21 protein-coding genes are annotated in these 20288 nt (G+C 67.7%); 13 read left to right on the top strand and 8 right to left on the bottom strand.

Features of this window, described 5'->3' with window-relative positions; translation table 11 throughout:
• From istB to ACTJI6_RS21240, 4 genes are all read left to right on the top strand, one after another.
• Positions 1-714 (top strand): IS21-like element helper ATPase IstB (gene istB / locus ACTJI6_RS21255; protein WP_440803190.1); only part of this gene is annotated, 714 nt, incomplete at its 5' end.
• 34 nt (positions 715-748) lie between these two features.
• Positions 749-1720, top strand: a complete 972-nt coding sequence (locus ACTJI6_RS21250; RefSeq protein WP_440803465.1) for an NAD-dependent epimerase/dehydratase family protein — start codon at positions 749-751, stop codon at positions 1718-1720.
• A 57-nt stretch (positions 1721-1777) separates the two neighbouring features.
• Positions 1778-2671, top strand: a complete 894-nt coding sequence (locus ACTJI6_RS21245) for a hypothetical protein (RefSeq protein WP_440803463.1) — start codon at positions 1778-1780, stop codon at positions 2669-2671.
• Positions 2668-3075, top strand: coding sequence for a hypothetical protein (locus ACTJI6_RS21240; RefSeq protein ID WP_440803461.1), 408 nt, complete (start codon positions 2668-2670; stop codon positions 3073-3075). The genes ACTJI6_RS21245 and ACTJI6_RS21240 overlap by 4 nt, the downstream gene beginning before the upstream one ends.
• A gap of 318 nt (positions 3076-3393) precedes the next feature.
• On the opposite strand, the gene ACTJI6_RS21235 is transcribed toward ACTJI6_RS21240, so the two are convergent.
• The 4 genes from ACTJI6_RS21235 to ACTJI6_RS21220 form a co-directional block, all read right to left on the bottom strand.
• Positions 3394-4302, bottom strand: coding sequence for a sugar kinase (locus ACTJI6_RS21235; RefSeq protein WP_440803458.1), 909 nt, complete (start codon positions 4300-4302; stop codon positions 3394-3396).
• On the bottom strand, positions 4302-5513 hold the full coding sequence (gene uxuA / locus ACTJI6_RS21230) for a mannonate dehydratase (protein ID WP_440803456.1): 1212 nt from the start codon (positions 5511-5513) through the stop codon (positions 4302-4304). Before uxuA ends, ACTJI6_RS21235 begins: the two co-directional genes overlap by 1 nt.
• A 10-nt stretch (positions 5514-5523) precedes the next feature.
• Positions 5524-6201, bottom strand: coding sequence for a GntR family transcriptional regulator (locus ACTJI6_RS21225; RefSeq protein ID WP_440803453.1), 678 nt, complete (start codon positions 6199-6201; stop codon positions 5524-5526).
• 81 nt (positions 6202-6282) lie between these two features.
• The gene (locus tag ACTJI6_RS21220; RefSeq protein WP_440803452.1) at positions 6283-7725 is read right to left on the bottom strand and encodes an MORN repeat-containing protein; all 1443 of its coding nucleotides are present in this window, start codon (positions 7723-7725) and stop codon (positions 6283-6285) included.
• Positions 7726-7849: 124 nt separating this feature from the next.
• Between ACTJI6_RS21220 and ACTJI6_RS21215 the strand changes: the two genes are divergently transcribed.
• Complete coding sequence (locus ACTJI6_RS21215; RefSeq protein WP_440803450.1) at positions 7850-9508, top strand: NAD+ synthase; 1659 nt, start codon at positions 7850-7852, stop codon at positions 9506-9508.
• Position 9509: 1 nt separating this feature from the next.
• Here ACTJI6_RS21215 and ACTJI6_RS21210 read toward each other — a convergent pair whose 3' ends face one another.
• Positions 9510-10460 carry a TIGR03885 family FMN-dependent LLM class oxidoreductase gene (locus tag ACTJI6_RS21210; protein WP_440803447.1) on the bottom strand — a complete coding sequence of 317 codons (951 nt, stop codon included), beginning with the start codon at positions 10458-10460 and terminating at the stop codon, positions 9510-9512.
• Positions 10461-10579: 119 nt separating this feature from the next.
• On the opposite strand from ACTJI6_RS21210, the gene ACTJI6_RS21205 reads away from it, so the two are divergent.
• Positions 10580-12205 (top strand): alpha-amylase family protein, encoded by a 1626-nt coding sequence (locus tag ACTJI6_RS21205; RefSeq protein ID WP_440803445.1) that lies wholly within the window; start codon positions 10580-10582, stop codon positions 12203-12205.
• Positions 12206-12247: 42 nt separating this feature from the next.
• The gene (locus ACTJI6_RS21200; RefSeq protein ID WP_440803443.1) at positions 12248-13294 is read left to right on the top strand and encodes an NAD(P)-dependent alcohol dehydrogenase; all 1047 of its coding nucleotides are present in this window, start codon (positions 12248-12250) and stop codon (positions 13292-13294) included.
• A 93-nt stretch (positions 13295-13387) separates the two neighbouring features.
• Here ACTJI6_RS21200 and ACTJI6_RS21195 read toward each other — a convergent pair whose 3' ends face one another.
• Positions 13388-13612, bottom strand: a complete 225-nt coding sequence (locus ACTJI6_RS21195; RefSeq protein ID WP_440803441.1) for a hypothetical protein — start codon at positions 13610-13612, stop codon at positions 13388-13390.
• Positions 13613-13744: 132 nt separating this feature from the next.
• Between ACTJI6_RS21195 and ACTJI6_RS21190 the strand changes: the two genes are divergently transcribed.
• The 6 genes from ACTJI6_RS21190 to ACTJI6_RS21165 are packed head-to-tail and all read left to right on the top strand — an operon-like array spanning position 13745 to position 19132.
• The gene (locus ACTJI6_RS21190; RefSeq protein WP_126152705.1) at positions 13745-14197 is read left to right on the top strand and encodes a c-type cytochrome; all 453 of its coding nucleotides are present in this window, start codon (positions 13745-13747) and stop codon (positions 14195-14197) included.
• Positions 14198-14212: 15 nt separating this feature from the next.
• Positions 14213-15610 carry a cbb3-type cytochrome c oxidase subunit I gene (locus ACTJI6_RS21185; protein ID WP_126152704.1) on the top strand — a complete coding sequence of 466 codons (1398 nt, stop codon included), beginning with the start codon at positions 14213-14215 and terminating at the stop codon, positions 15608-15610.
• A 4-nt stretch (positions 15611-15614) separates the two neighbouring features.
• A complete protein-coding gene (locus ACTJI6_RS21180; protein ID WP_126152703.1) occupies positions 15615-16418 on the top strand; it encodes a CbbQ/NirQ/NorQ/GpvN family protein in 804 nt (267 codons plus the stop codon).
• A gap of 4 nt (positions 16419-16422) precedes the next feature.
• Positions 16423-18345 carry a nitric oxide reductase activation protein NorD gene (locus ACTJI6_RS21175; RefSeq protein WP_440803437.1) on the top strand — a complete coding sequence of 641 codons (1923 nt, stop codon included), beginning with the start codon at positions 16423-16425 and terminating at the stop codon, positions 18343-18345.
• Positions 18345-18890, top strand: coding sequence for a cytochrome c oxidase subunit 3 (locus ACTJI6_RS21170; protein WP_440803434.1), 546 nt, complete (start codon positions 18345-18347; stop codon positions 18888-18890). Before ACTJI6_RS21175 ends, ACTJI6_RS21170 begins: the two co-directional genes overlap by 1 nt.
• Complete coding sequence (locus ACTJI6_RS21165) at positions 18887-19132, top strand: cytochrome C oxidase subunit IV family protein (protein ID WP_440803431.1); 246 nt, start codon at positions 18887-18889, stop codon at positions 19130-19132. Before ACTJI6_RS21170 ends, ACTJI6_RS21165 begins: the two co-directional genes overlap by 4 nt.
• Here ACTJI6_RS21165 and ACTJI6_RS21160 read toward each other — a convergent pair.
• Together ACTJI6_RS21160 and ACTJI6_RS21155 are read right to left on the bottom strand one after the other, a co-directional pair.
• Positions 19125-19841 (bottom strand): Crp/Fnr family transcriptional regulator, encoded by a 717-nt coding sequence (locus ACTJI6_RS21160; protein ID WP_440803428.1) that lies wholly within the window; start codon positions 19839-19841, stop codon positions 19125-19127. The two genes, ACTJI6_RS21165 and ACTJI6_RS21160, sit on opposite strands and share 8 nt — an antisense overlap.
• A gap of 66 nt (positions 19842-19907) precedes the next feature.
• Positions 19908-20288: pseudoazurin (locus tag ACTJI6_RS21155; RefSeq protein WP_440801110.1), on the bottom strand; the 381-nt coding region annotated here is incomplete at its 5' end.

The following is a 20288-nucleotide window of genomic DNA, read 5'->3' as shown; positions in this document are numbered from 1 at the left end:
CTGCCGACATTCCTGCGGGAACATCAGAAGCTGGCCTGGCAATGCGCGGCCGAAGGCATGGACCATGTCCGGTATCTCGCCCGGCTTGTCGAACTGGAGTTGGTTGACCGGGAGCGGCGGATGGTCGAGCGCCGCATCAAGGCCGCCAGGTTCCCTACGGTCAAAAGCCTCGACAGCTTCGACTTCAGCGCCATCCCGAAGCTCAACAAGATGCAGGTGCTGGAACTGGCCCGCTGCGAATGGATCGAGCGGCGCGAGAACGTCATTGCCCTCGGCCCAAGCGGCACGGGCAAGACGCACATTGCCCTTGGCCTCGGACTGGCGGCTTGCCAGAGGGGGCTCTCCGTTGGCTTCACCACCGCCGCAGCCCTGGTCAACGAACTGATGGAGGCCCGCGACGAACGTCGCCTGCTTCGCTTTCAGAAGCAGATGGCTGCCGTCAAGTTGCTGATCGTCGACGAACTGGGCTTCGTGCCGCTGTCCAAGACCGGCGCCGAATTGCTATTCGAGCTGATCTCGCACCGCTACGAGCGCGGCTCAACCCTGATCACCAGCAATATGCCCTTCGATGAATGGACCGAGACCTTCGGCTCCGAGCGCCTCACCGGCGCACTGCTCGACCGGCTGACCCACCACGTCAGCATCCTCGAAATGAACGGCGAGAGTTATCGCCTCGCCAACAGCACTGCCCGAAAGCGGCATCAAAAGTCCTGAGATCAGATCGCCTCGATTTGGCCCCAAGGGGCCAATGCGCCATGGCACGCGCCAGCTCTATGGTAAGCGCGCGCGCCATGGCGCAGGCCACCGCCACCTGGCCTGGTTTTACGCCGCCGAGTGGCCGGGTTTTGCACCGCCGTTGACATTGGAAGGCCATCCCCGTTTCCGCTTCATGCGCCACGACATCAGCCAGCCGCTGCCCGCCGAATTGACGCGGATGGCGTCACGCATCACCCGCGTCTGGAATCTCGCCTGTGCCGCCTCGCCCCCGCTGTATCAGCGGAACCCCGAACACACGATGATGACGAATGTCGTGGGCACCAACCACCTGCTGCACCTGGCCGAGGCCGCAAAGGCGCGCTTCCTGCTGACCTCGACCAGCGAGGTCTATGGCGACCCCGAGATCCACCCGCAGGCCGAGGATTACCGCGGCCATGTCAGCTGCACCGGACCCCGCGCCTGCTATGACGAGGGCAAGCGCGCGGCCGAGGCGCTGGCCTTCGACTATGGCCGCGCGGGCCGTACGCAGGTGCGGGTCGCGCGCATCTTCAACACCTATGGTCCGAATATGGACCCCAACGACGGGCGGGTGGTATCGAACCTGATCTGTCAGGCGCTGCGCGGCGACGAACTGACCATCTATGGAGACGGCAGCCAGACGCGCAGCTTCTGCTATGTCTCGGACATGGTGGCCGGACTGATGGCATTGATGGAGGCCGATATCGACGGGTCCGATCCGGTGAATCTGGGCAATCCCGACGAGATGACGGTGAACGAATTGCTGGGCCATGTCCTGGCGCTGACGGGCACATCCGCTGGCGTGGTGCATCGCCCCCTGCCTGTGGACGATCCCCGCCGCCGGCGCCCCGATATCAGCCGCGCGAACGAGGTGCTGGGCTGGGCGCCCAGGGTTCCGCTGGCCGAAGGGTTGGAGGCGACCTGCGCCTGGTTCGCGGCGGAACTCGCGGCGGCCAAGCCTGCTGCGGCCGGATTCGCAGGCTAGGACCGACATGCGCGCGCTGCCGCCTGGGGCCAGCAGCACAGGTCCGGGGTCGGCGCCGTGACGACCGGCGATCCCTGGACCTGCGCCATGCGGCGCGGCGATTTTCCGGCCGCCTGGACCATCGCGGCCCATGCGCTGACGCGGCGCGACCCGACGACGCGGGATGATCCGGCTTTGCCCTATCATCTGCGATGGGTGTGGGACGGCAGGCCTTTCCGGGACCGGGATGTGCTGGTCCGCTGCTATCACGGGCTGGGCGACACGCTGATGTTCTCGCGCTTCCTGCCGCTGCTGGCGCAACGCGCGGCGCGCGTCACGGTCGAGATGCAGCCGCATCTTCTGTCCCTGTTCCGGGGCTTTCCCGGCATCCAGCGGCTGGTCCCCTTCGATGCGGCCCACCCCCTGCCGCCGCAGGACTGCGACATCGAGATCATGGAACTGCCGCTTGCCCTGCGCGCGGGGCCTGCGGACGCGCCCATGCCCCGGCTGGGCATCGCGCCGGCGCCACTGCCTCGGGGCACGGTGGGGCTGTGCTGGGGCGCGGGCGACTGGGACGCCGCGCGGTCCGTGCCCGAGGCGATGTTCGCCCGCTTCTGCTCCGGTCCCGCGCTGTCGCTGATGCCGGGACCGACCGCGCTGCCGGTGCTGAATCCGAAGGGCTGCCCGCTGGACATGGTGCGGACCGCCCAGCTTGTCGCCGGGTCGGGGCTTGTCGTCACCGTGGATACGATGATCGCCCATCTGGCCGGGATGCTGGGACGGCCCGTCTGGCTGCTGGTCAAGCACGACCCCGACTGGCGCTGGCCGGTCGAGACCACGTTCACGCCCTGGTATCCCACCATGCGCGTCTGGCGCCAGCCCGCGCCCGGCGACTGGGCCGCCGTCCTGGACCATGTCGCGGATGCCCTGGACCGACTGCGCCGATTGCAGCCTGCGGAAGGAACGACATGACTTCGGATGACCGCCCCGCGCCGCTTGCCCCCGTGTCCTGGGGCGAGCTTCTGGACAAGATCACCATTCTGGAGATCAAGGCCCATCGCATCGCCGACCCCGCCGCCCGCGCCAATGTGGACCGCGAGCTTGCCTTGCTGCGCGATGTCGCGGCACCCGTCCTTTCGCAGCCGAGCCTCGCGGATCTGATCGCCGGCCTGCGGCGTGTGAACCTGGCCCTGTGGACGATCGAGGACGACATTCGCGCCAAAGAGGCCGCCGCCCAATTCGATGCCGAGTTCATCGGGCTGGCGCGCTCGGTCTATCTGACGAACGACGAAAGGGCTGCGCTGAAGCGCCAGATCAACGCCCTGCTGCGATCCGAACTGGTCGAGGAGAAATACCACGCGGGAGGTTCCCGTTAACCGCCTTCAGCCGAGGGCGATGCAGGCGCCTTGGTAGGTGGCAGCGACGCCTGGCCGATTATCGATGACACCGCATTGCCCAAGGGGCGTGCCTCTGTCGCACCGCATGCTCCGCAACGCAATCAAGAGCCGAGCGTCACTCCCGTCTGGCCGCGTAGCAGGACCGCACCGCCCCGATCCCGACCCGTATCGACGACTGGCTTTGCCCACCACCGCTCCCGCGCTTCAGAAAAGTCATCTTTGGCAAGGCGCCCGGCCCGGCGGTTCAGGGGGAGATGCCGCGGCGTGGAAGGCGACGGCCTTCGCCCATTCGGCGCTTCAGGCGGTCGCCACCGCCTCGCGCACCAACGCCCCGCGATATCCGATCACCTTGCGGCTGAGGGCGTGGCCCGCCGCGATGGCCGCCGCGCAATCGGCGCCCGTCAGCCAGGCCGCCAGATAGCCCGCGTTGAAGCTGTCACCCGCCGCCGTGCTGTCCACGGGCGTTTCAGGCTCAAGGTCGGTCGCGGTCCCGCACCCGTCCCGCCCGCCGAAGCGGATCGGCCCGCCGCCGTTCTTCACCACCACCTGCCCCGCCCCAAGCGCCAGATAGCGCGCGACCGTCGCCTGCGGGTCGGCATCGCCGAAATGCGCGGCCTCGTCATCGAACGAAGGCAGGACCAGATCGGCCCCCGCCGCCGCCTTGCTGATGCCTTGCCGCATCGTCGCCGCATCTTCCCACAGACGCGGGCGCAGGTTCGGGTCGAAGACGATCCGCGCCCCGGAAGCCCGCGCGCGTGCCAGGGCAGCCAGCAGGTTCGCACGCCCCTGCGGCGACAGGATCGCCACGGTGATCCCCGAGAAATAGGCGACCGCCGCGCCCTCCAGCGCGGCGTCCAGGGCTGCCGGATCGTCCGCCAGCCGCCGGGCCGCCGATGTGTCGCGCCAATAAGCGAAGCTGCGTTCGCCATCCTTCAGGCTGATCGCGTAAAGGCCGATCTCACGGTCGGGGTCGCGCCCGATATGGGCCGTGCCGATCCCCTCGGCCGCCAGGAAATCCAGCATCTGCTGGGAAAAGGCCCCGGTGCCAACGCGGGTCAGGTAATCGACCCGCCCAACCGCCCCCAGCAGGCGGCGCAGATACCAGGCGGTGTTCAGCGTGTCGCCCGCGATCCCCAGCCGCCACAGGCCCGGCTGGTCCGACTGGCCCAGTTCGACCATGGCCTCGCCGATGGACAGGATCCGCATCAGGCGGCCCGGTGATTGCGCGACAGCGCGAGTTCCACGCCCCGCAGTTCCGCCAGACCCTTCAGCCGCCCGATGGCGGGATAGCCCGGCTGGCCGCCGCGTCCGATGTCGTCCAGGATGTCCTGGCCGTGGTCGGGGCGCATGGGTATGCGCCAGTCGTCGCGCCCGGCGGTGCGGCGGCGGGCCTCCTCGGCCAGGATGGCGTCGATCAGGGCCACCATGTCGGTCTGGCCGGACAGGTGTTCGTCCTCGAAGAAGCTGGCGGGCACGGTGTCGCTGTCGCGGCGCACGTTGCGCAGATGCAGGAAATGCACCCGGTCGCCCAGGCGGCGCATCATGCCGGGCAGATCATTGTCATGCCGCGCGCCCAAGGATCCCGAACACAGCGTGATGCCGTTGGCAGGCAGATCCACCGCCGCCATGCGTTCGGCGAAATCGGCCTCGGTCGACATCACGCGGGGCAGGCCCAGCAGCGGAAAGGGCGGGTCGTCGGGATGGCAGCACAGCCGCATCTCCAGATCCTGCGCGACCGGCGCCACCTGTTCCAGGAAGTCGTGGAAATGGCGGCGCAGCACCGCGTCCGTCACCGGGGCATAGGTTTGCAGCAGGTCGCGCACGTCGGCCATGGTCAGATGCTCGGCCGCGCCGGGCAGGCCGAAAACCACATTGCCCGCAAGCTGCTGGCGGGTCGAATCGTCCATGTCGGCAAAGCGGCGGGCGGCGGCGTCCCGCACGTCTTCCGGGAAATCCTGCGCGGCGCCGGGGCGTTCAAGAATGTGGATGTCGAAGGCCGCGAAGTCGATCAGGTCGAACCTCATGCAGCGGGCGCCGTTGGGACGGCGCCATTCCAGGTCGGTGCGCGTCCAGTCCAGCACCGGCATGAAGTTATAGCAGATCACCCGAATCCCCGCCGCGCGCAGGTTGCGCATCGACGCGATCCAGTTCGAGACATGGTCCCGCCAGTCGCCGGTCTGGGTCTTGATCTGTTCGCTGACCGGCAGGCTCTCGACCACCTCCCATTCCAGGCCCGAGGGCGCGCCGTCGCGCATCGCGGCAAGCTGGGCCTGGCGCAGCGCGATCTGTTCGGGCGACCAGATCGCGCCCGTGGGAAGGTGATGCAGCGCCGTCACGACGCCCTGGACGCCCGCTTGCAGCATGTCGTCCACCGACACGCGGTCGTTCGGACCGAACCAACGCCAGGTGTGTCGCATCGCGGGCTCCTTATGCGGTGAAATAGTCGGGCTGGGCCGCCGCCATCTGCGGCACCTCGGTCAGCATCTGGCGCAGATGGGTGCGCATCGCGCCTTCCGCCGCGTCCGCGTCGCCCTGGCGCAGGGCGTCCAGGATCGCCTGGTGCTGGCCGATGGTGAAGCTGCGGTCGAAGGCGCGCATCGACAGGTGCCGCAGCCGGTTCATCTGCGCCTTCAGCCGCTCTAGGTCGGCCCAGACGGCATCCTGACCGGCGGCAAGCGCCAGCATGTGGTGGAAACGGTCGTCGGATTCGATGAAATCCTCGACCGAGCCGGCGGTGTCGGCGTGATGCTGGCGGGCGATCTCGTCCGCCATGCGGTCGAGGATCTCGGCGGGGCGGGTTTTTGCCACGATGCGGGCCAGGTCGGCCTCGACCGCCTCGCGGATGAAACGGGCGGACAGAACCGCCTGGACCGAGATCTTGCTGATATAGGTGCCGCGCTGCGGACGGACCTCGGCCAGGCCGTCGCTGGCCAGGCGGATGAAGGCTTCGCGCACCGGCTGGCGGCTGATGCCGATGGCGGCGGCGACCTCGGTTTCGCTGATGCGCATTCCGGGCGGCAGGTCGCCTTGCTGCACGCGCTTGCGCAGCCAGTCGTGGACCTGGGCCGAGGTGCTGGGCGCGATGGTGATCCGGGCAATGTCCATGATGCCTCCTGCGGCCTTATTATACCATACTTCCATACCAGTGAAGCGAATTGTCGTGGGCGCGTTGGGGGACGCGCTTTCTCAGGGGTTCGGCGCCTCGGTAGGCATCGGGGGCGCGTCGGCTTGGCCCTCGGGGGCGGGGCCGCTTTCGACCAGGCGGTTCTGGTCCCATTCGCCGGATGCCACCTCGCCGCTGGCATACCGCATCACGCCCTGCCCCTGGCGCTTGCCCGCGACGAAATTCCCTTCATAGCGGTCGCCGCTGGCATAGGTGGCGACGCCGGTTCCGTCGATCTCTCCGGCTTTCCAGCCGCCTTCATAGGAAAAGCCGTCCGGCGTGGTCAGCTTGCCCTGGCCTTCGCGCAGGCCGTCGACGAAGCTGCCGGTATAGACGGTGCCGTCGGCATAGGTGGCCTGGCCTTCGCCATGGCGCTGACCGTCGGCCCAGGCGCCGGTATAGACATAGCCGTCGGGATAGGTCATCCGGCCCTGCCCGTGGTTGCGGGCGTTACGGAAGCCGCCCTCATAGACCATGCCGTTGGCATAGGTGGCCTTGCCCTCGCCCTGGATCACGCCGGCGGCCCAATGCCCCTCATAGGTGGCGCCGTCGGGATAGGTGATCTTGCCGGTGCCGTCGGGGCGGTCGGCCTTCATCTGGCCGCGATAGACGGACCCGTCGGGATAGGTGATCTGACCCTGCCCCTCCATCCGGCCGTCGATCCATTGGCCGGTATAGACATAGCCGTCGGTCCCGGTGAAGGTGCCCTGGCCGTGTCGCCGGTCGGACTTGAATTCGCCGTCGTAGACATCGCCATTGGCATAGGTGGCGACCCCCCGGCCCTCGCGGCGGCCGTTCAGCATCTGGCCTTCGTAGCGGTCGCCAGATCCCTGGACCAGGATGCCCGTGCCCGACATCTGCCCCGCCGACCAGATGCCGTCATAGACGAGGCCGTCCGCCATCGTCAGCCTGCCCTTGCCCGCCCGCTGCCCGGCCAGCATCCCGCCCTCGTAGACCGCGCCGTCGGGATAGGTGATCCTGCCCTGGCCTTCCTTGACCCCGGCGTTCCAGTCGCCTTCGTAACGATAGCCGTTCGGCTGGGTCAGCACGCCCTTGCCCTGGTGCAGCCCCTTGACGAAATCGCCCACATAGACCGACCCGTTGGCATAGCGCGCCTCGCCCTTGCCGGTGATCTCGCCGGCAACCCAGTCGCCCTTGTAGGTGCCGCCGTCGGCATAGGTGATGGTGCCGCTGCCGTTGGGCTTGCCTTCGGCGAACTGGCCTTCATAGACCGATCCGTTGGGGAATGTGGCGCGGCCCTGGCCCAGGATCTCGCCTTCCACCCAGTCGCCTTCATAGCGATAGCCGTTCGGCAGGGTATAGCTGCCCTGGCCGTGCTGGCGGCCGTTGCGGAAGGTGCCCTCATAGACGCCGCCGTCGTCGTATTGCTTGGTCACGACCTGCGCGTCCGCCGCCACGGTCCCCGCCAACAGCGCTACAACAGCCGCCCAACTTGCCGCCTTCATCGCCACAATGCCCTTTGTCTTTTGTCCCATGGTCTAGCGCAGCGGAACCGCATGCGCAAAGCCCGACTTTTCCTTGTGCGCGCCATCGCCTATCACGAATGGAAGAAGGACCAGGGGCTGCATCATGACGAACCGTTTCCGTCTGACCATCGGTCAGTTGAATGCCACCGTGGGCGATCTGGACGGCAATGCCGCCAAGGCGCGCGACGCGTGGCAGGCCGCGCGCGACGCGGGCGCCGACATGCTGGCCCTGCCCGAGATGTTCATCACCGGCTATCAGACCCAGGATCTGGTGCTGAAGCCCGCATTCACCCGCCAGGCCGAGGATGCGATCCGCGCCCTGGGTGCCGCCTGCACCGGCGGCCCCGCCATCGGCATCGGCGGGCCCTGGGCCGACCGCGACAAGCTGTACAACGCCTATTGGGTCTTCAAGGACGGCGAACTGGTGGCCCGCGTCCTGAAGCACCGCCTGCCCCACAAGCAGCTGTTCGACGAATTGCGGCTGTTCGACAGCGGCCCGATCAGCGGTCCCTACGCCGTCGCGGGCGCGCGGATCGGATCGCCCATCTGCGAGGACGGCTGGGCGCCCGACGTGGCCGAGACTTTGGCCGAAACCGGGGCCGAGATCCTGGTGGTGCCGAACGGCTCTCCCTATCACCGCAACAAGCTGGATCTGCGGATGGGCCACATGGTCGGGCGCGTCGTGGAAACCGGGCTGCCGCTGGTCTATGTCAACATGGTCGGCGGCCAGGACGACCAGCTTTACGACGGCGCCAGCTTCGTGCTGAACCCCGGCGGGCACAAGGTCGTGCAACTGCCGCCCTTTGTCGAAACGCTGGCGCATGTCGACTTTGCCCTGACCGGCGACGGCTGGCGGGCCGAGCCGGGCGAGATGGCGCCCCAGCCCGACGAATGGGAACAGGATTACCAGGCGATGATGCTGGGCCTGCGCGAATACCTGCGCAAGTCCGGGTTCTCGAAGGTCGTGCTGGGCCTGTCGGGCGGGGTGGATTCCGCGCTTGTGGCGACCATCGCGGCGGATGCCGTCGGGCCGCAGAACGTGCATTGCGTGATGCTGCCCAGCGAATACACGTCCCAGGCCAGCCTGGACGACGCCGCCGATTGCGCGGCGCGGCTGGGCGCGCGGCTGGACACGGTGCGCATCGACGGCGCGCGCGACGCGGTGGGGGCCGCCCTGGCGCATCTGATGGAAGGCACCCAGCCCGACATCACCGAGGAAAACATCCAGTCCCGCCTGCGCGGCGTGATGCTGATGGCGATTTCCAACAAGTTCGGCGGGATGCTGCTGACCACCGGCAACAAGTCCGAGGTGGGCGTGGGCTATGCCACGATCTATGGCGACATGGCCGGCGGCTATAACCCGATCAAGGATCTGTACAAGACCCGCGTGTTCGAAACCTGCCGCTGGCGCAACGCCAATCACCGCGACTGGATGATGGGACCGGCGGGCGAAGTGATCCCGCCGCAGATCATCAGCAAGCCCCCTTCGGCCGAGCTGCGCCCCGACCAGGTGGACCAGGATTCCCTGCCCCCCTACGAGGTTCTGGACGCGATCCTGGACGGGCTGGTCGAACGGGATCTGTCGCTGGCCGACCTGGTGGATCAGGGCTTCGACGCCGAGACGGTGCGAAAGGTCGAACGCCTGCTGTATGGCAGCGAATGGAAACGCTATCAGGCCGCGCCCGGCCCGCGCATCTCGACCAAGGCGTTCTGGCTGGACCGCCGCTATCCGCTGGTGAACCGCTGGCGCGACAAGCTGTAGGCTAACCGATCAGGTCTCGGCCTGCCATGTCGATGAAGGCCTCTTGGTTGCGCCCGACATTGTGGACGAAGATCGTGTCCGCGCCCAGATCGGCCAGGGCCGCCAGATCGGCCCGGTGCAGCCCCGGATCGGCCGAGACGCGCACCGCCCGCCCGATCCGGTCGGGACCGACGAACTGGCCCAGCAGGTCGAAATCCGACGGGCGGCGGATGTCCCAGTTGATTTCTCCGCCGATCGCCACGGGCGCCCATTGGTCCAGGGCGTTGGCCATGGCCTGATCCTGCGTGTCGGCCCAGGAGATCGCGTGCTGGATGTGGACCGGCTTGCCCGCGCCGCCGCCCTCGCGGAAGGCGTCGATCACGCGGGCGACCTGGACCGGATCGCCGCCCAGGGTCAGCAGCCCTTCGGCCCAGCCGCCCAGGAAACGCGCCGTCTCGGGCGTCGCCGCGGCCCCGAACAGCGGCGGCGGCGTATCGGGCAGCGACCACAGCCGCGCCTCGACCACGGTGACGCGGCCGCGATGGGTAACGGACCGGCCGCGCAGCAGGGCGTGCATCACGTCGAAGCATTCCCGCAGCCGTGCGTTGCGTTCGGGCTTGTCCGGCCAGGCCGCGCCGGTCACACCTTCGTTCAGCGCCTCTCCGGTGCCGATGGCCAGCCAGAAGCGGCCCGGAAACATCTGCGCCAGCGTCGCCGCCGCCTGGGCCATCACCGCCGGGTGATAGCGGTATCCCGGTGCGGCGATATTGCCGAAGGGCACCGTCGTCCCAGCCATCGCCGCGCCCAGCCAGGCCCAAGCATGGCCGGAATGGCCTTGCCGTTCGCTCCATGGCTGGAGGTGGTCGGAACACTTGATCGCGGCAAAGCCCGCCGCCTCGGCTCGGATCGCCAGGTCGCGCAGGGTCCGGGGGTCGTATTGTTCATGCGAGGCGTGGTATCCGATATGCGTCATGGGTCGCCCTTGTCATCCCTGCCCTGCGGGAAGCCGGGCGCAGGGCCGAAAGTTCCCTTTGGGAACAATCCCCCGGCGTCGCGACTTGCGCTGTGACATCAGCCAGCGGGGATGCGGACATGAGCGAGGCGGACGAATGGTGGAAGAACGCCGTCATCTATGGCATCGACGTGGAACGCTTCTGCGACAGCGACGGCGACGGGGTGGGCGATTTCGCCGGGCTGACCGGCAAGCTGGACCACCTGACCCGGCTGGGCGTGACCTGCGTCTGGCTGCTGCCGTTCTTCCCGTCCACGAACCGCGACAACGGCTATGACATCACCGATTACATGCAGGTCGATCCGCGCTACGGCAGCTTCGACGATTTCCTGGACTTTGTGGTCCAGGCCGGCGCCCGAGGGATCCGCGTCATCCTGGATCTGGTGGCGCAGCATACCTCGGACCGGCATCCCTGGTTCCTGTCGGCCCGCCACGACGCCAGGTCGCCCTTTCGGGACTATTATGTCTGGACCGACCATCCGCCCCGGCCCGCCCCCGGACGCGGGCCGATGTTTCCGGGGCAGGAGGATTCGACCTGGACCCATGACCCGGTGGCGCAGCAATATTACTATCACCGCTTCTATCACTTCCAGCCCAGCCTGAACCACGAAAACCCTGCCGTCTGGACCGAACTGGAACGCATCATCGACTTCTGGATGAGCTTCGGCATCGCCGGTTTCCGCATCGACGCCGCGGCCCACATGATCGAAAAGCCGCTGGATCCCCAGGGCGGCAAGGACCGCGAACACCGGGTGCTGCGCGACATCTTCCGCCATGTCACCGCCCGCATCCCCGACGCCCTGATCATGTCCGAGGTGGACGAGGACGAATCGGTACTGCCCGAATTCTTCGACGGCCGGCAGATGAACGCGATGCTGAACTTTTCGCTGAACAACCACCTGCTGCACGCCCTGGCCGTGGGTCGTGCCCGGCCGCTGCTGGACGGACTGGCCCGCCTGCCGCCGCCGCCCGACAACGGCGTCTGGGCCAATTTCCTGCGCAACCTGGACGAGGCCGACCTGGAGCGGCTGGATCCCGGCGCCTATGACGAAACCGTCGCCGCCCTTGGCCCCGACGAGGACATGCGCATCTTCGGACGCGGGCTGCGCCGCAGGCTGGCGCCGATGCTGGGCGGCGACGGTCTCCGGCTGCGGATGTCGCTCAGCCTGCTGTTCGCGATGCCGGGCGCGCCGCTGATCTGCTATGGCGATGAGATCGGCATGGGCGAGGATCTGTCCCAACCGGGGCGCAACGCCGTGCGCAACCCGATGCAATGGTCCAAAGGCCGCAACGGCGGCTTTTCCACCGCCGCCAAGTCGCGGTTGACGCAGCCCGTCGTGACCGGCGCCTTCGGCCCGGAGAGGGTGAATGCCGATGACCAGTGGCAGGACGACGGATCGCTGTTGAACCATGTCGCGCGGCTGGCGGCGATCCGGCTGGAACACCCCGCGATCGGGCGGCGCGAATGCCGCCCCATCGGCGATGCGCCGGACGGCGTGGTCGCGCTGCGCTATGGCGGCGCCGACCATGACCTGGTGATCCTGCACAACCTGTCCGACAAGCCCGCGCGGCTGGATCTGGACCTGGGCGCGACATGCCGGGGCCAGGCCGTCGCCCTTCTGGGCGAGGCCTTGGACACCCAGGACGGCCGCCTGAGGATCACCCTGCCCGGATATGATTCCCGCTGGTCGAAATGGCCGCATTGAGGCAGTGTCGCCCTTGGCCCGCAGGACATGAAAGGACATCCCATGACCATCCGCGCCGTCGGAACCCATGCCGCCGACCAGCCCCTTGGTCCGCTGCAAATCGCCCGCCGCGTTCCCGGCCCGCATGACCTGCGCATCGAGATCGCCTTCTGCGGCATCTGCCATTCAGACCTGCATCAGGTGCGCAGCGAATGGGCGGGGACGCTGTACCCTTGCGTGCCGGGCCACGAGATCGTGGGCCGCGTGACCGAGGTCGGCGCCCATGTCACTGCCCACAAGCCGGGCGACCTGGTGGGCGTCGGCTGCATCGTCGACAGCTGCCGGGACTGCCCCGACTGCGCCGCGGGACTGGAGAATTACTGCGACGGCATGGTCGGCACCTATAACGGCCCGACCCAGGATGCGCCCGGCCATACGCTGGGCGGCTATTCCCAGGCCATCGTCGTCCACGAACGCTATGTGCTGCGGATCACCCATCCCCAGGACCAGTTGGCCGCCGTGGCGCCGCTGCTCTGCGCGGGCATCACCACCTGGTCGCCCTTGTGCCACTGGGGCGCGGGACCGGGCAAGAAGGTGGGCGTCGTCGGCATTGGTGGGCTGGGCCATATGGGCATCAAGCTGGCCCATGCGATGGGCGCGCATGTGGTGGCCTTCACCACCTCGCCCGAGAAGGTCGCGGATGCCAGGGCGCTTGGCGCCGATGAGGCGGTGGTGTCGCGGAATGCCGAGGAGATGGCGGCCCATGCGCAAAGCTTCGACCTGATCCTGAACACCGTCGCCGCGCCCCACGACCTTGACCCCTTCCTGGCGCTGCTGAAGCGCGACGGCACCATGACGCTGGTCGGCGCGCCCGCTGTGCCGCATCCCTCGCCCAACGTCTTCAACCTGATCATGCGCCGCCGCAGCCTTGCCGGGTCGATGATCGGCGGCATCCCCGAGACGCAGGAGATGCTGGATTTCTGCGCCGCCCACGGCATCGTGGCCGAGATCGAGATGATCCGCGCCGACCAGATCGAACAGGCCTATGAACGGATGCTGAAGGGCGACGTGAAGTATCGCTTCGTCATGGACATCGCCACCATGGCCTGATGCCGCCGGGCCGGGCGCGCGCGCCAGAGGTCGAAGGCGTCATCGGAAGGGATGCCGCGAAAGCCGCAGGTGCCGAGTGATCAGCCCGGCGCCTCAGGACGTCGCCTGGTCCATCAGGCGGCGCGCCCACATCCCCGAAGCCCAGGCGGCCGGGATCCCCAGCGGGATCGCGGCCAGAACCGACATCTCGGGCGACAGCGCGGGCAGGCCCACGGCCTGGCCCAGCAGCCCCAGCATGAACAGGTTGATCGCCACCGCCCCCGCCGCGAAGACATAGAGCAGCAGCGCGAGTTTCCAGACCGGCCAGCGATCGTCCATGGTCGTTTCCCTTTCGACACCCTGTCTTCATCCTGCACGAATTTAATGCGGCTTCTTTGACTTTGGACAAGGATCGCTCCGCCCCGAGCGACGATGGTGCAGCCATCGCAACACTATCGGGAGATCCTCGCCATGCGCGAAGTCCTGACAAAGAGCATGGCCCGGAATATCTTTTACGGCGGGTCGCTGTTCTTTATCCTTATCTTCATCGGCCTGTTCGTCCATGGCCACTGGTACATCGTCAACGTCTCGACCGACAAGGAAACGCTGACCGAGAGCGTCGCCCACGGCAAGCATGTCTGGGAAGCCAAGGCCTGCGTGAACTGCCATTCGATCCTGGGCGAGGGCGCCTATTTCGCGCCCGAGGTCGGCAACGTCATGGCCCGCTGGGGCGTCCAGGACGATCCCGAGGCCGCCTTCGAAACGCTGAAAGGCTGGATGGAAGCCCAGCCCTCGGGCGTCGAGGGGCGCCGCCAGATGCCGCAGTTCAACCTCTCGGACGAGGATATTCGCGGCCTGTCCGATTTCCTGCTGTGGACCAGCAAGATCAACACCCAGAACTGGCCGCCCAACGACGCCGGTTGAGCAGGAGTGAACATCATGAAATATCAATCGCAAAGAGTCGCTCTGGCGTATATCTACGTCGCGCTGATCCTGTTCGCCGTCCAAGTGACGATGGGCCTGGTGATCGGCTATATCTACGTCAACCCGAACTTCCTGTCGGAAACCCTGCCCTTCAGCATCGGCCGGATGCTGCACACCAACTCGCTGATCGTGTGGCTGCTGACCGGGTTCTTCGGCGCCGCCTATTTCCTGATCCCCGAGGAGGCCGAGCGGGAAATCCATTCGGTGAAGGCCGCCTATCTTCAGCTGGCCATCCTGGTGCTGGGCACGGCGGGCGTGGTCGTCACCTATTTCTTCAACCTGTTCGAGGGCAACTTCCTGCTGGGCCGACAGGGGCGCGAGTTCCTGGAACAGCCGATCTGGGTCAAGGTCGGCATCGTCGTCGCCGCGCTGATCTTCCTGTGGAACGTCACCATGACGGTCCTGAAGGGGCGCAAGACGGTCATCAGCTCGATCCTGCTGATCGGCCTGTGGGGGCTGGCGCTGCTGTTCCTGTTCTCGTTCTACAACCCGTCGAACCTGGCGCTTGACAAGCAATACTGGTGGAACGTCGTCCACCTGTGGGTCGAGGGCGTGTGGGAGCTGATCATGGCGTCGATCCTGGGCTTCCTGATGCTGAAGCTGACCGGCGTGGACCGCGAGGTGGTGGAAAAATGGCTGTATGTCATCGTCGCCACCGCGCTGTTTTCCGGCATCCTGGGGACCGGGCACCATTATTACTGGATCGGCCTGCCCTCCTATTGGCAGTGGATCGGCTCGATCTTCTCCAGCTTCGAGGTGGTGCCGTTCTTCGCGATGATGGCATTCGCCTTCGTCATGGTCTGGAAGGGCCGGCGCGATCACCCCAACAAGGCCGCGCTGCTGTGGAGCTTGGGCTGTTCGGTGCTGGCCTTCTTCGGGGCGGGCGTCTGGGGCTTCCTGCATACGCTGCACGGGGTGAACTATTACACCCACGGCACGCAGGTCACGGCGGCGCACGGGCACCTGGCCTTCTATGGCGCCTATGTCTGCCTTAATCTGGCGCTGTTCACCTATGCGCTGCCGATCCTGAAACGGCGCGATCCCTATAACCAGGTGCTGAACATGGCGGCCTTCTGGCTGATGTCGGGCGGGATGCTGTTCATGACCTTCGTGCTGACCTTCGCGGGCACGCTGCAAACCCATCTGCAACGCGTCCTGGGCCAGTACTACATGGAGGTTCAGGACCAGATCGTCCTGTTCTACTGGATGCGCCTGGGCGCCGGGGCGGCTGTGGTCATCGGCTCCTATCTGCTGATCTATTCGCTTCTGATGCCGCGCCGCGAGGTGGTGCGCCCCGGCCCGGTGGAGCGCGACCGCCTGGCCCACAACCCCGACCACATCGCTGCGGAGTGAAACCATGGACGGAACTTTCGATCTGAAGGGGGCCGATGCCCCCTTCTACCTGCCCCAGGGCGACGAATGCGACATCTTCGCCGCCGCCCATGCCAAAGACCTGCCCCTGCTGCTGAAGGGCCCGACCGGCTGCGGCAAGACCCGCTTCGTCGCGCATATGGCGGCGCGGCTGGGGCGGCCGCTTTATACGGTCGCCTGCCACGACGACCTGTCGGCCGCCGACCTGATCGGGCGCTATCTGCTGAAGGGGGGCGAGACCGTCTGGGTGGACGGCCCCCTGACCCGCGCCGTGCGCGAAGGCGCGATCTGCTACCTGGACGAGGTGGTCGAAGCCCGCAAGGACGTGGCCGTGGTCCTGCACCCGCTGACCGACGACCGCCGCATCCTGCCCATCGACCGCACGGGCGAGGAACTGCACGCCGCGCCGGGCTTCATGCTGGTCGCCAGCTACAACCCCGGCTACCAGAACATCATGAAGACGTTGAAGCCGTCCACCCGGCAGCGCTTCCTGTCTCTGGAATTCACCTTCCCCCGGCCCGAACACGAAATCCCCGTGGTGGCGCGCGAAAGCGGCCTGGACCGGGATCGCGTGTCGCTGCTGGTGCGGCTGGCGAACAAGCTGCGCGGGCTGAAGGGCCAGGATCTGGAGGAGGGCGTGTCCACGCGACTGGTCGTCTATGCGGCGACGCTGATCGCGGGCGGCATGGACATGGACCGCGCCATCCGCGCCGCCATGATCGAGCCGCTGACCGACGATGCCGACATCCGCAAGGGCTTGCAGGATCTGGTCGTCGCGGTGCTGGGATAAGACGATGGCGCATCTGGAAATTGCCCCCTGGGAACCCGAGGAAACGGTCGGCAAGCTGTGGCACCTGCTGGCCTCGCGCATGGATCCGCCGCAGTATTTCCCCGACGCCGCCGTGCGCTTCGACGAGATGCGCGGCCGGATCGCCGTGCTGTTCCGCGGCCTGGGGGGCGATGCCGATGTCGAACTGAAGCCGGTGGCGCTGCAATCCAGCCGTCACCGCATTTCCTGGCGCCGCAAGCTGGCCTTCGACGCCGAACATGTCGCCCGCGCCAGCTTCGACGGAGAGGCGCTGCGCCTGCCCGTCGAACTGGGCGTCTTTCCAGACCGGGCCGACAACGAAGCGCTTTATCTGTGGCTGGCCGCCGCCTCTGCCCATGCGCCCGCCTTTGCCGCCGAACCCGACCCGCTGCGCGCCGATCTGGCCGCGATGGCGGCGGGGGTCGCGATGACCCGCGCCACGCTGGAGGCCGCGCCCGGCCTGCGCAGGACGTGGCAGCGGCTGTGCGCCGCCCATCTGGCGCTGCGCCAGCGTCCCGCCCTGCGCGGGACCGAGGCCGCCGTCGAGGGGCTGGTGCGTCACCTGCTGGGCGATCCGACACCGCCCCAGCCCGCGCTGCTGCGGGACTACGCCCGGCCGCCCGCCCCTTGGGCCGCGCCGCGCGGCTATCGCCCCGTCCTGCCGGTGCCGATGTGGCCCGATCTGCGCGGTTTGGGCCGAGGCGTCGCCGACGAGGTTGCGACCGCGCCCACCGTCGGCACCCCCGAGGAATCGGGCGACGGCACCGCCCGCAAGACCCGACGGCTCAAGGCCGACCAGGCCGAGCGCAAGGACAGCATCATCCTGTATAAATTCGAGGCGATGCTGACCTGGGCCGAGATGCTGAACATCAACCGCCGGGTCGAGGACGACGATCTGGACAACGCGAAAAAGGCCGCGAACGATCACGAGGAAATCGTGCTGGGCCAGATCAGCAAGGCCCCGGCGACCAAGCTGAAGCTGCATCTGGATCTGGCGCCCGAGGATGTGGACCGCGAACGCGTCGCCGGCCGCTTCACCTATCCCGAATGGGACGCGCGCGGCGGCGTCTGGATGCCCGATCATTGCCGCGTGCTGGCCGCGCCGGTCGAACCCGCGCCCGATTGGGCGGGCGTGACCGACCCCGCCGCCCGCCGCCGGATCGAGGCCGTCAAGCGCCAGTTCCAGGCCCTGCGCCCGGCCAGGCTGATCCGCCACGCCCAGCCCGACGGCGATGACCTGGATCTGGACGCCGCGCTGCGGTCGGTCACCGACCTGCGCGCCACGGGCCGCGGCAGCGACCGGATCTGGCAGCAGTCCCGCCCCGAAAGCCGCGATCTGGCGGTGTCGATCCTGCTGGACGTATCGCGGTCGACGGAAAGCGCCGTCACCGGCCGCCCGGTCATCGACATCGCGCGCGAGGCCCTGACCGCGCTGGCCTGGGGTCTGAACGCCTGCGGCGACCGCTTCGCGATCCAGGGCTTTTCCTCGCTGAAGCGCGACCGGGTCTGGATCCACGATTGCAAGGCCTTCGCCGAGCCGATGGGCCGGACCGTCGAGGCGCGCATCCACGCCCTGCGCCCCGGCTTCTATACCCGGCTGGGCACGGCAATCCGCCACGCCTCGGCCGGGCTGGCCGCCGAAGGCCGGTCGCGGCGGCTGATGATCGTCATCACCGACGGCAAGCCCAACGACCTGGACCATTACGAGGGCCGCCACGGCATCGAGGACAGCGCCATGGCCGTGCGAGAGGCGCGCCGGGCCGGGCACGCGGTCTTCGGCATCACCATCGACCGCGACGCGCAAAGCTGGTTCCCGCGCATCTTCGGGCAGGGCGGGTTCTCGGTCATCCGCGATCCCGACCGGCTGACGACCGCGCTGCCGGACATCTATCGCCAACTGGTGATGTGATGGACATCGACGACCTTCCCGGCGAGCTGATCATGTGGATCCTGATCGCGTCGGAACTGCTGGTCTTCGCGGCGGGAATCACGGCGATGATGGCGATGCAACTGACCGATCCGTCCGGCTTCGCCGCCGCGCGGGGGATGCTGGACGGGCGGATGGCGGCCCTGAACACGGTGGTGCTGGTCACCTCGGGCCTGTTCGCGGCCCGCGCCGAACGGGCGGCCGCCATGGGCAACAGGCAGGCGGCGCGGCTGGCGCTGCTGCCCGCCGCCCTGGGCGGGGTGGTGTTCCTGGCGATCAAAGCGCTGGAATATTCGCGCGACCTGGCGGCGGGGGCCGGGATGGACAGCCACCCCTTCTTCACCTTCTATTTCCTTCTGACCGGCTTTCACGCCGCCCATGTGATCGCGGGCGTCGCCGTGCTGGGCCTGGTCGCGATCCGCGCCCGGCCGGACGGCGTGCAGGCGGGCGCGATGTTCTGGCACATGGTCGATCTGGTCTGGGTGATGATCCTGCCGCCGATCTATCTGATCGGCCACGCATCATGAGCGCGCCGACCCGCACCTGGCTGATCCTGATCGCGCTGACGGCAGCGACCCTGGCCCTGGCGCCGCTGCCGGGACTGGCGGCGATGGCCGGGCTGCTGGCGGTCGCCTGGTTCAAGGCCCGCGCGATCCTGGGCGGGTTCCTGCACCTGCGCGCCGCCCCCGGCTGGCTGCCGGCACTGACGGTGCCGCTGGCGCTGTGGATGGCGGCGATCTGGGGACTGGCCGCGCTGGCCTTCACATGACCCGGCTGATCGCCCCGAAGGCATCGGCAAGCGCCAGATCCTGCAACCGCGAGACCGAGGAGATCGCCGCGCTCGACTGGTTCACGCGCACGCCCAGTTCGCGCAGCCGGGCGAAGGCGCGCGACAGGCTTTCGGGCTTCATGCCCAGCCGCCCGGCGATCAGCGCCTTGTCATAGGGCAGCACGACGGTCGCGCTTTCCGCGCCCTCGGGGCACAGTTCCAGCAGGAATTCCGCCACCCGCTGCGCGCCGGACCGGGCCTTCAGCTGCTCGATCTGTTCGACCAGGCCTTGCAGATGCATGAAGGTCGCCGACAGGATGGAAATCGCCGCCTCGGGATGGGTTTTCAGCAGGGTCAGGAAGACCTGCGCGGGAACCGCGATCAGGTCGCAGGCCGTCACCGCCTCGGCCGACACGGGATAGGCCGCCTGGCGCAGCGCGATCGGTTCTCCGAAGCTCTGGCCGCGGGTCATCACGCCCACCACCGCCTCGGCGCCGTTGGGGGCGATCCGGTACAGCTTCATCCAGCCTTCGGCGACGATATGGATGGCGGCGGCGCTGTCGCCATGCTGGAACAGCACCTGGCCACGCCGCAGATGCACGATATGGGCCGCATCCAGCAGCCCGTCGCGCAGTTCGACCGGCAGGGTCGAGAACAGCCGCGACTGGCAGGCGATCTGGCGGTGGGCGGCAGACAGTTTCATGCTCATGGACTGGCCTTTTCCGAAAAAGAGCAAGGCGGGGCAGCCCAGGGCCGCCCCGCCGGGTGGTGGGGGTTACTGGACCTGGGCGATCTCGGCGTCCATGCGCTCGCGCGCCTTTTTCGACATCTTCGCGGTCTTGGCGGCATCCAGGTTCGCGGGCGCGTCGCCCACTTGGATCAGCCCCACCATGCCCATCGCGAAATGCGGCGTGCATTTCACGCCGTAAAGGCCGGGTTCGGTCACGGTCAGCGAATATTCCTCGTTGATCTTGCTTTTGAACGGCTCGACCCCTGCGGGCAGGATCTCCTTGATCGCCTCGACGTTGTGGCTCTTGTCGGTGGGGATGAAGTGGATCACGTCGCCGGGTTCGGCCTTCACGAAGGCGGGTTCGAACACCATCATCCCGGCCTCGCCCTTGTTCATCATGTGGACTTCGTGCTCGGCGGCGAAGGC

Origin of the sequence: Paracoccus sp. 22332, from assembly GCF_052045125.1 — a bacterium.
Taxonomy (GTDB): Bacteria; Pseudomonadota; Alphaproteobacteria; order Rhodobacterales; family Rhodobacteraceae; genus Paracoccus; species Paracoccus haematequi_A.
This window is presented reverse-complemented; position numbering and strand designations above follow the sequence as displayed.

What these genes read in the sequence shown, in the direction of transcription:
- ACTJI6_RS21220 (WP_440803452.1), bottom strand. Translation starts at nt 7,725, where the DNA reads ATGAAGGCGGCAAGTTGGGCGGCTGTTGTAGCGCTGTTGGCGGGGACC.
- ACTJI6_RS21205 (WP_440803445.1), top strand. Translation starts at nt 10,580, where the DNA reads ATGAGCGAGGCGGACGAATGGTGGAAGAACGCCGTCATCTATGGCATC.
- uxuA (WP_440803456.1), bottom strand. Translation starts at nt 5,513, where the DNA reads ATGCGACACACCTGGCGTTGGTTCGGTCCGAACGACCGCGTGTCGGTG.
- ACTJI6_RS21185 (WP_126152704.1), top strand. Translation starts at nt 14,213, where the DNA reads ATGAAATATCAATCGCAAAGAGTCGCTCTGGCGTATATCTACGTCGCG.
- ACTJI6_RS21165 (WP_440803431.1), top strand. Translation starts at nt 18,887, where the DNA reads ATGAGCGCGCCGACCCGCACCTGGCTGATCCTGATCGCGCTGACGGCA.
- ACTJI6_RS21225 (WP_440803453.1), bottom strand. Translation starts at nt 6,201, where the DNA reads ATGGACATTGCCCGGATCACCATCGCGCCCAGCACCTCGGCCCAGGTC.
- ACTJI6_RS21200 (WP_440803443.1), top strand. Translation starts at nt 12,248, where the DNA reads ATGACCATCCGCGCCGTCGGAACCCATGCCGCCGACCAGCCCCTTGGT.
- ACTJI6_RS21175 (WP_440803437.1), top strand. Translation starts at nt 16,423, where the DNA reads ATGGCGCATCTGGAAATTGCCCCCTGGGAACCCGAGGAAACGGTCGGC.
- ACTJI6_RS21235 (WP_440803458.1), bottom strand. Translation starts at nt 4,302, where the DNA reads ATGCGGATCCTGTCCATCGGCGAGGCCATGGTCGAACTGGGCCAGTCG.
- ACTJI6_RS21180 (WP_126152703.1), top strand. Translation starts at nt 15,615, where the DNA reads ATGGACGGAACTTTCGATCTGAAGGGGGCCGATGCCCCCTTCTACCTG.
- ACTJI6_RS21250 (WP_440803465.1), top strand. Translation starts at nt 749, where the DNA reads ATGCGCCATGGCACGCGCCAGCTCTATGGTAAGCGCGCGCGCCATGGC.
- ACTJI6_RS21215 (WP_440803450.1), top strand. Translation starts at nt 7,850, where the DNA reads ATGACGAACCGTTTCCGTCTGACCATCGGTCAGTTGAATGCCACCGTG.
- ACTJI6_RS21210 (WP_440803447.1), bottom strand. Translation starts at nt 10,460, where the DNA reads ATGACGCATATCGGATACCACGCCTCGCATGAACAATACGACCCCCGG.
- ACTJI6_RS21240 (WP_440803461.1), top strand. Translation starts at nt 2,668, where the DNA reads ATGACTTCGGATGACCGCCCCGCGCCGCTTGCCCCCGTGTCCTGGGGC.
- ACTJI6_RS21195 (WP_440803441.1), bottom strand. Translation starts at nt 13,612, where the DNA reads ATGGACGATCGCTGGCCGGTCTGGAAACTCGCGCTGCTGCTCTATGTC.
- ACTJI6_RS21170 (WP_440803434.1), top strand. Translation starts at nt 18,345, where the DNA reads ATGGACATCGACGACCTTCCCGGCGAGCTGATCATGTGGATCCTGATC.
- ACTJI6_RS21190 (WP_126152705.1), top strand. Translation starts at nt 13,745, where the DNA reads ATGCGCGAAGTCCTGACAAAGAGCATGGCCCGGAATATCTTTTACGGC.
- ACTJI6_RS21160 (WP_440803428.1), bottom strand. Translation starts at nt 19,841, where the DNA reads ATGAGCATGAAACTGTCTGCCGCCCACCGCCAGATCGCCTGCCAGTCG.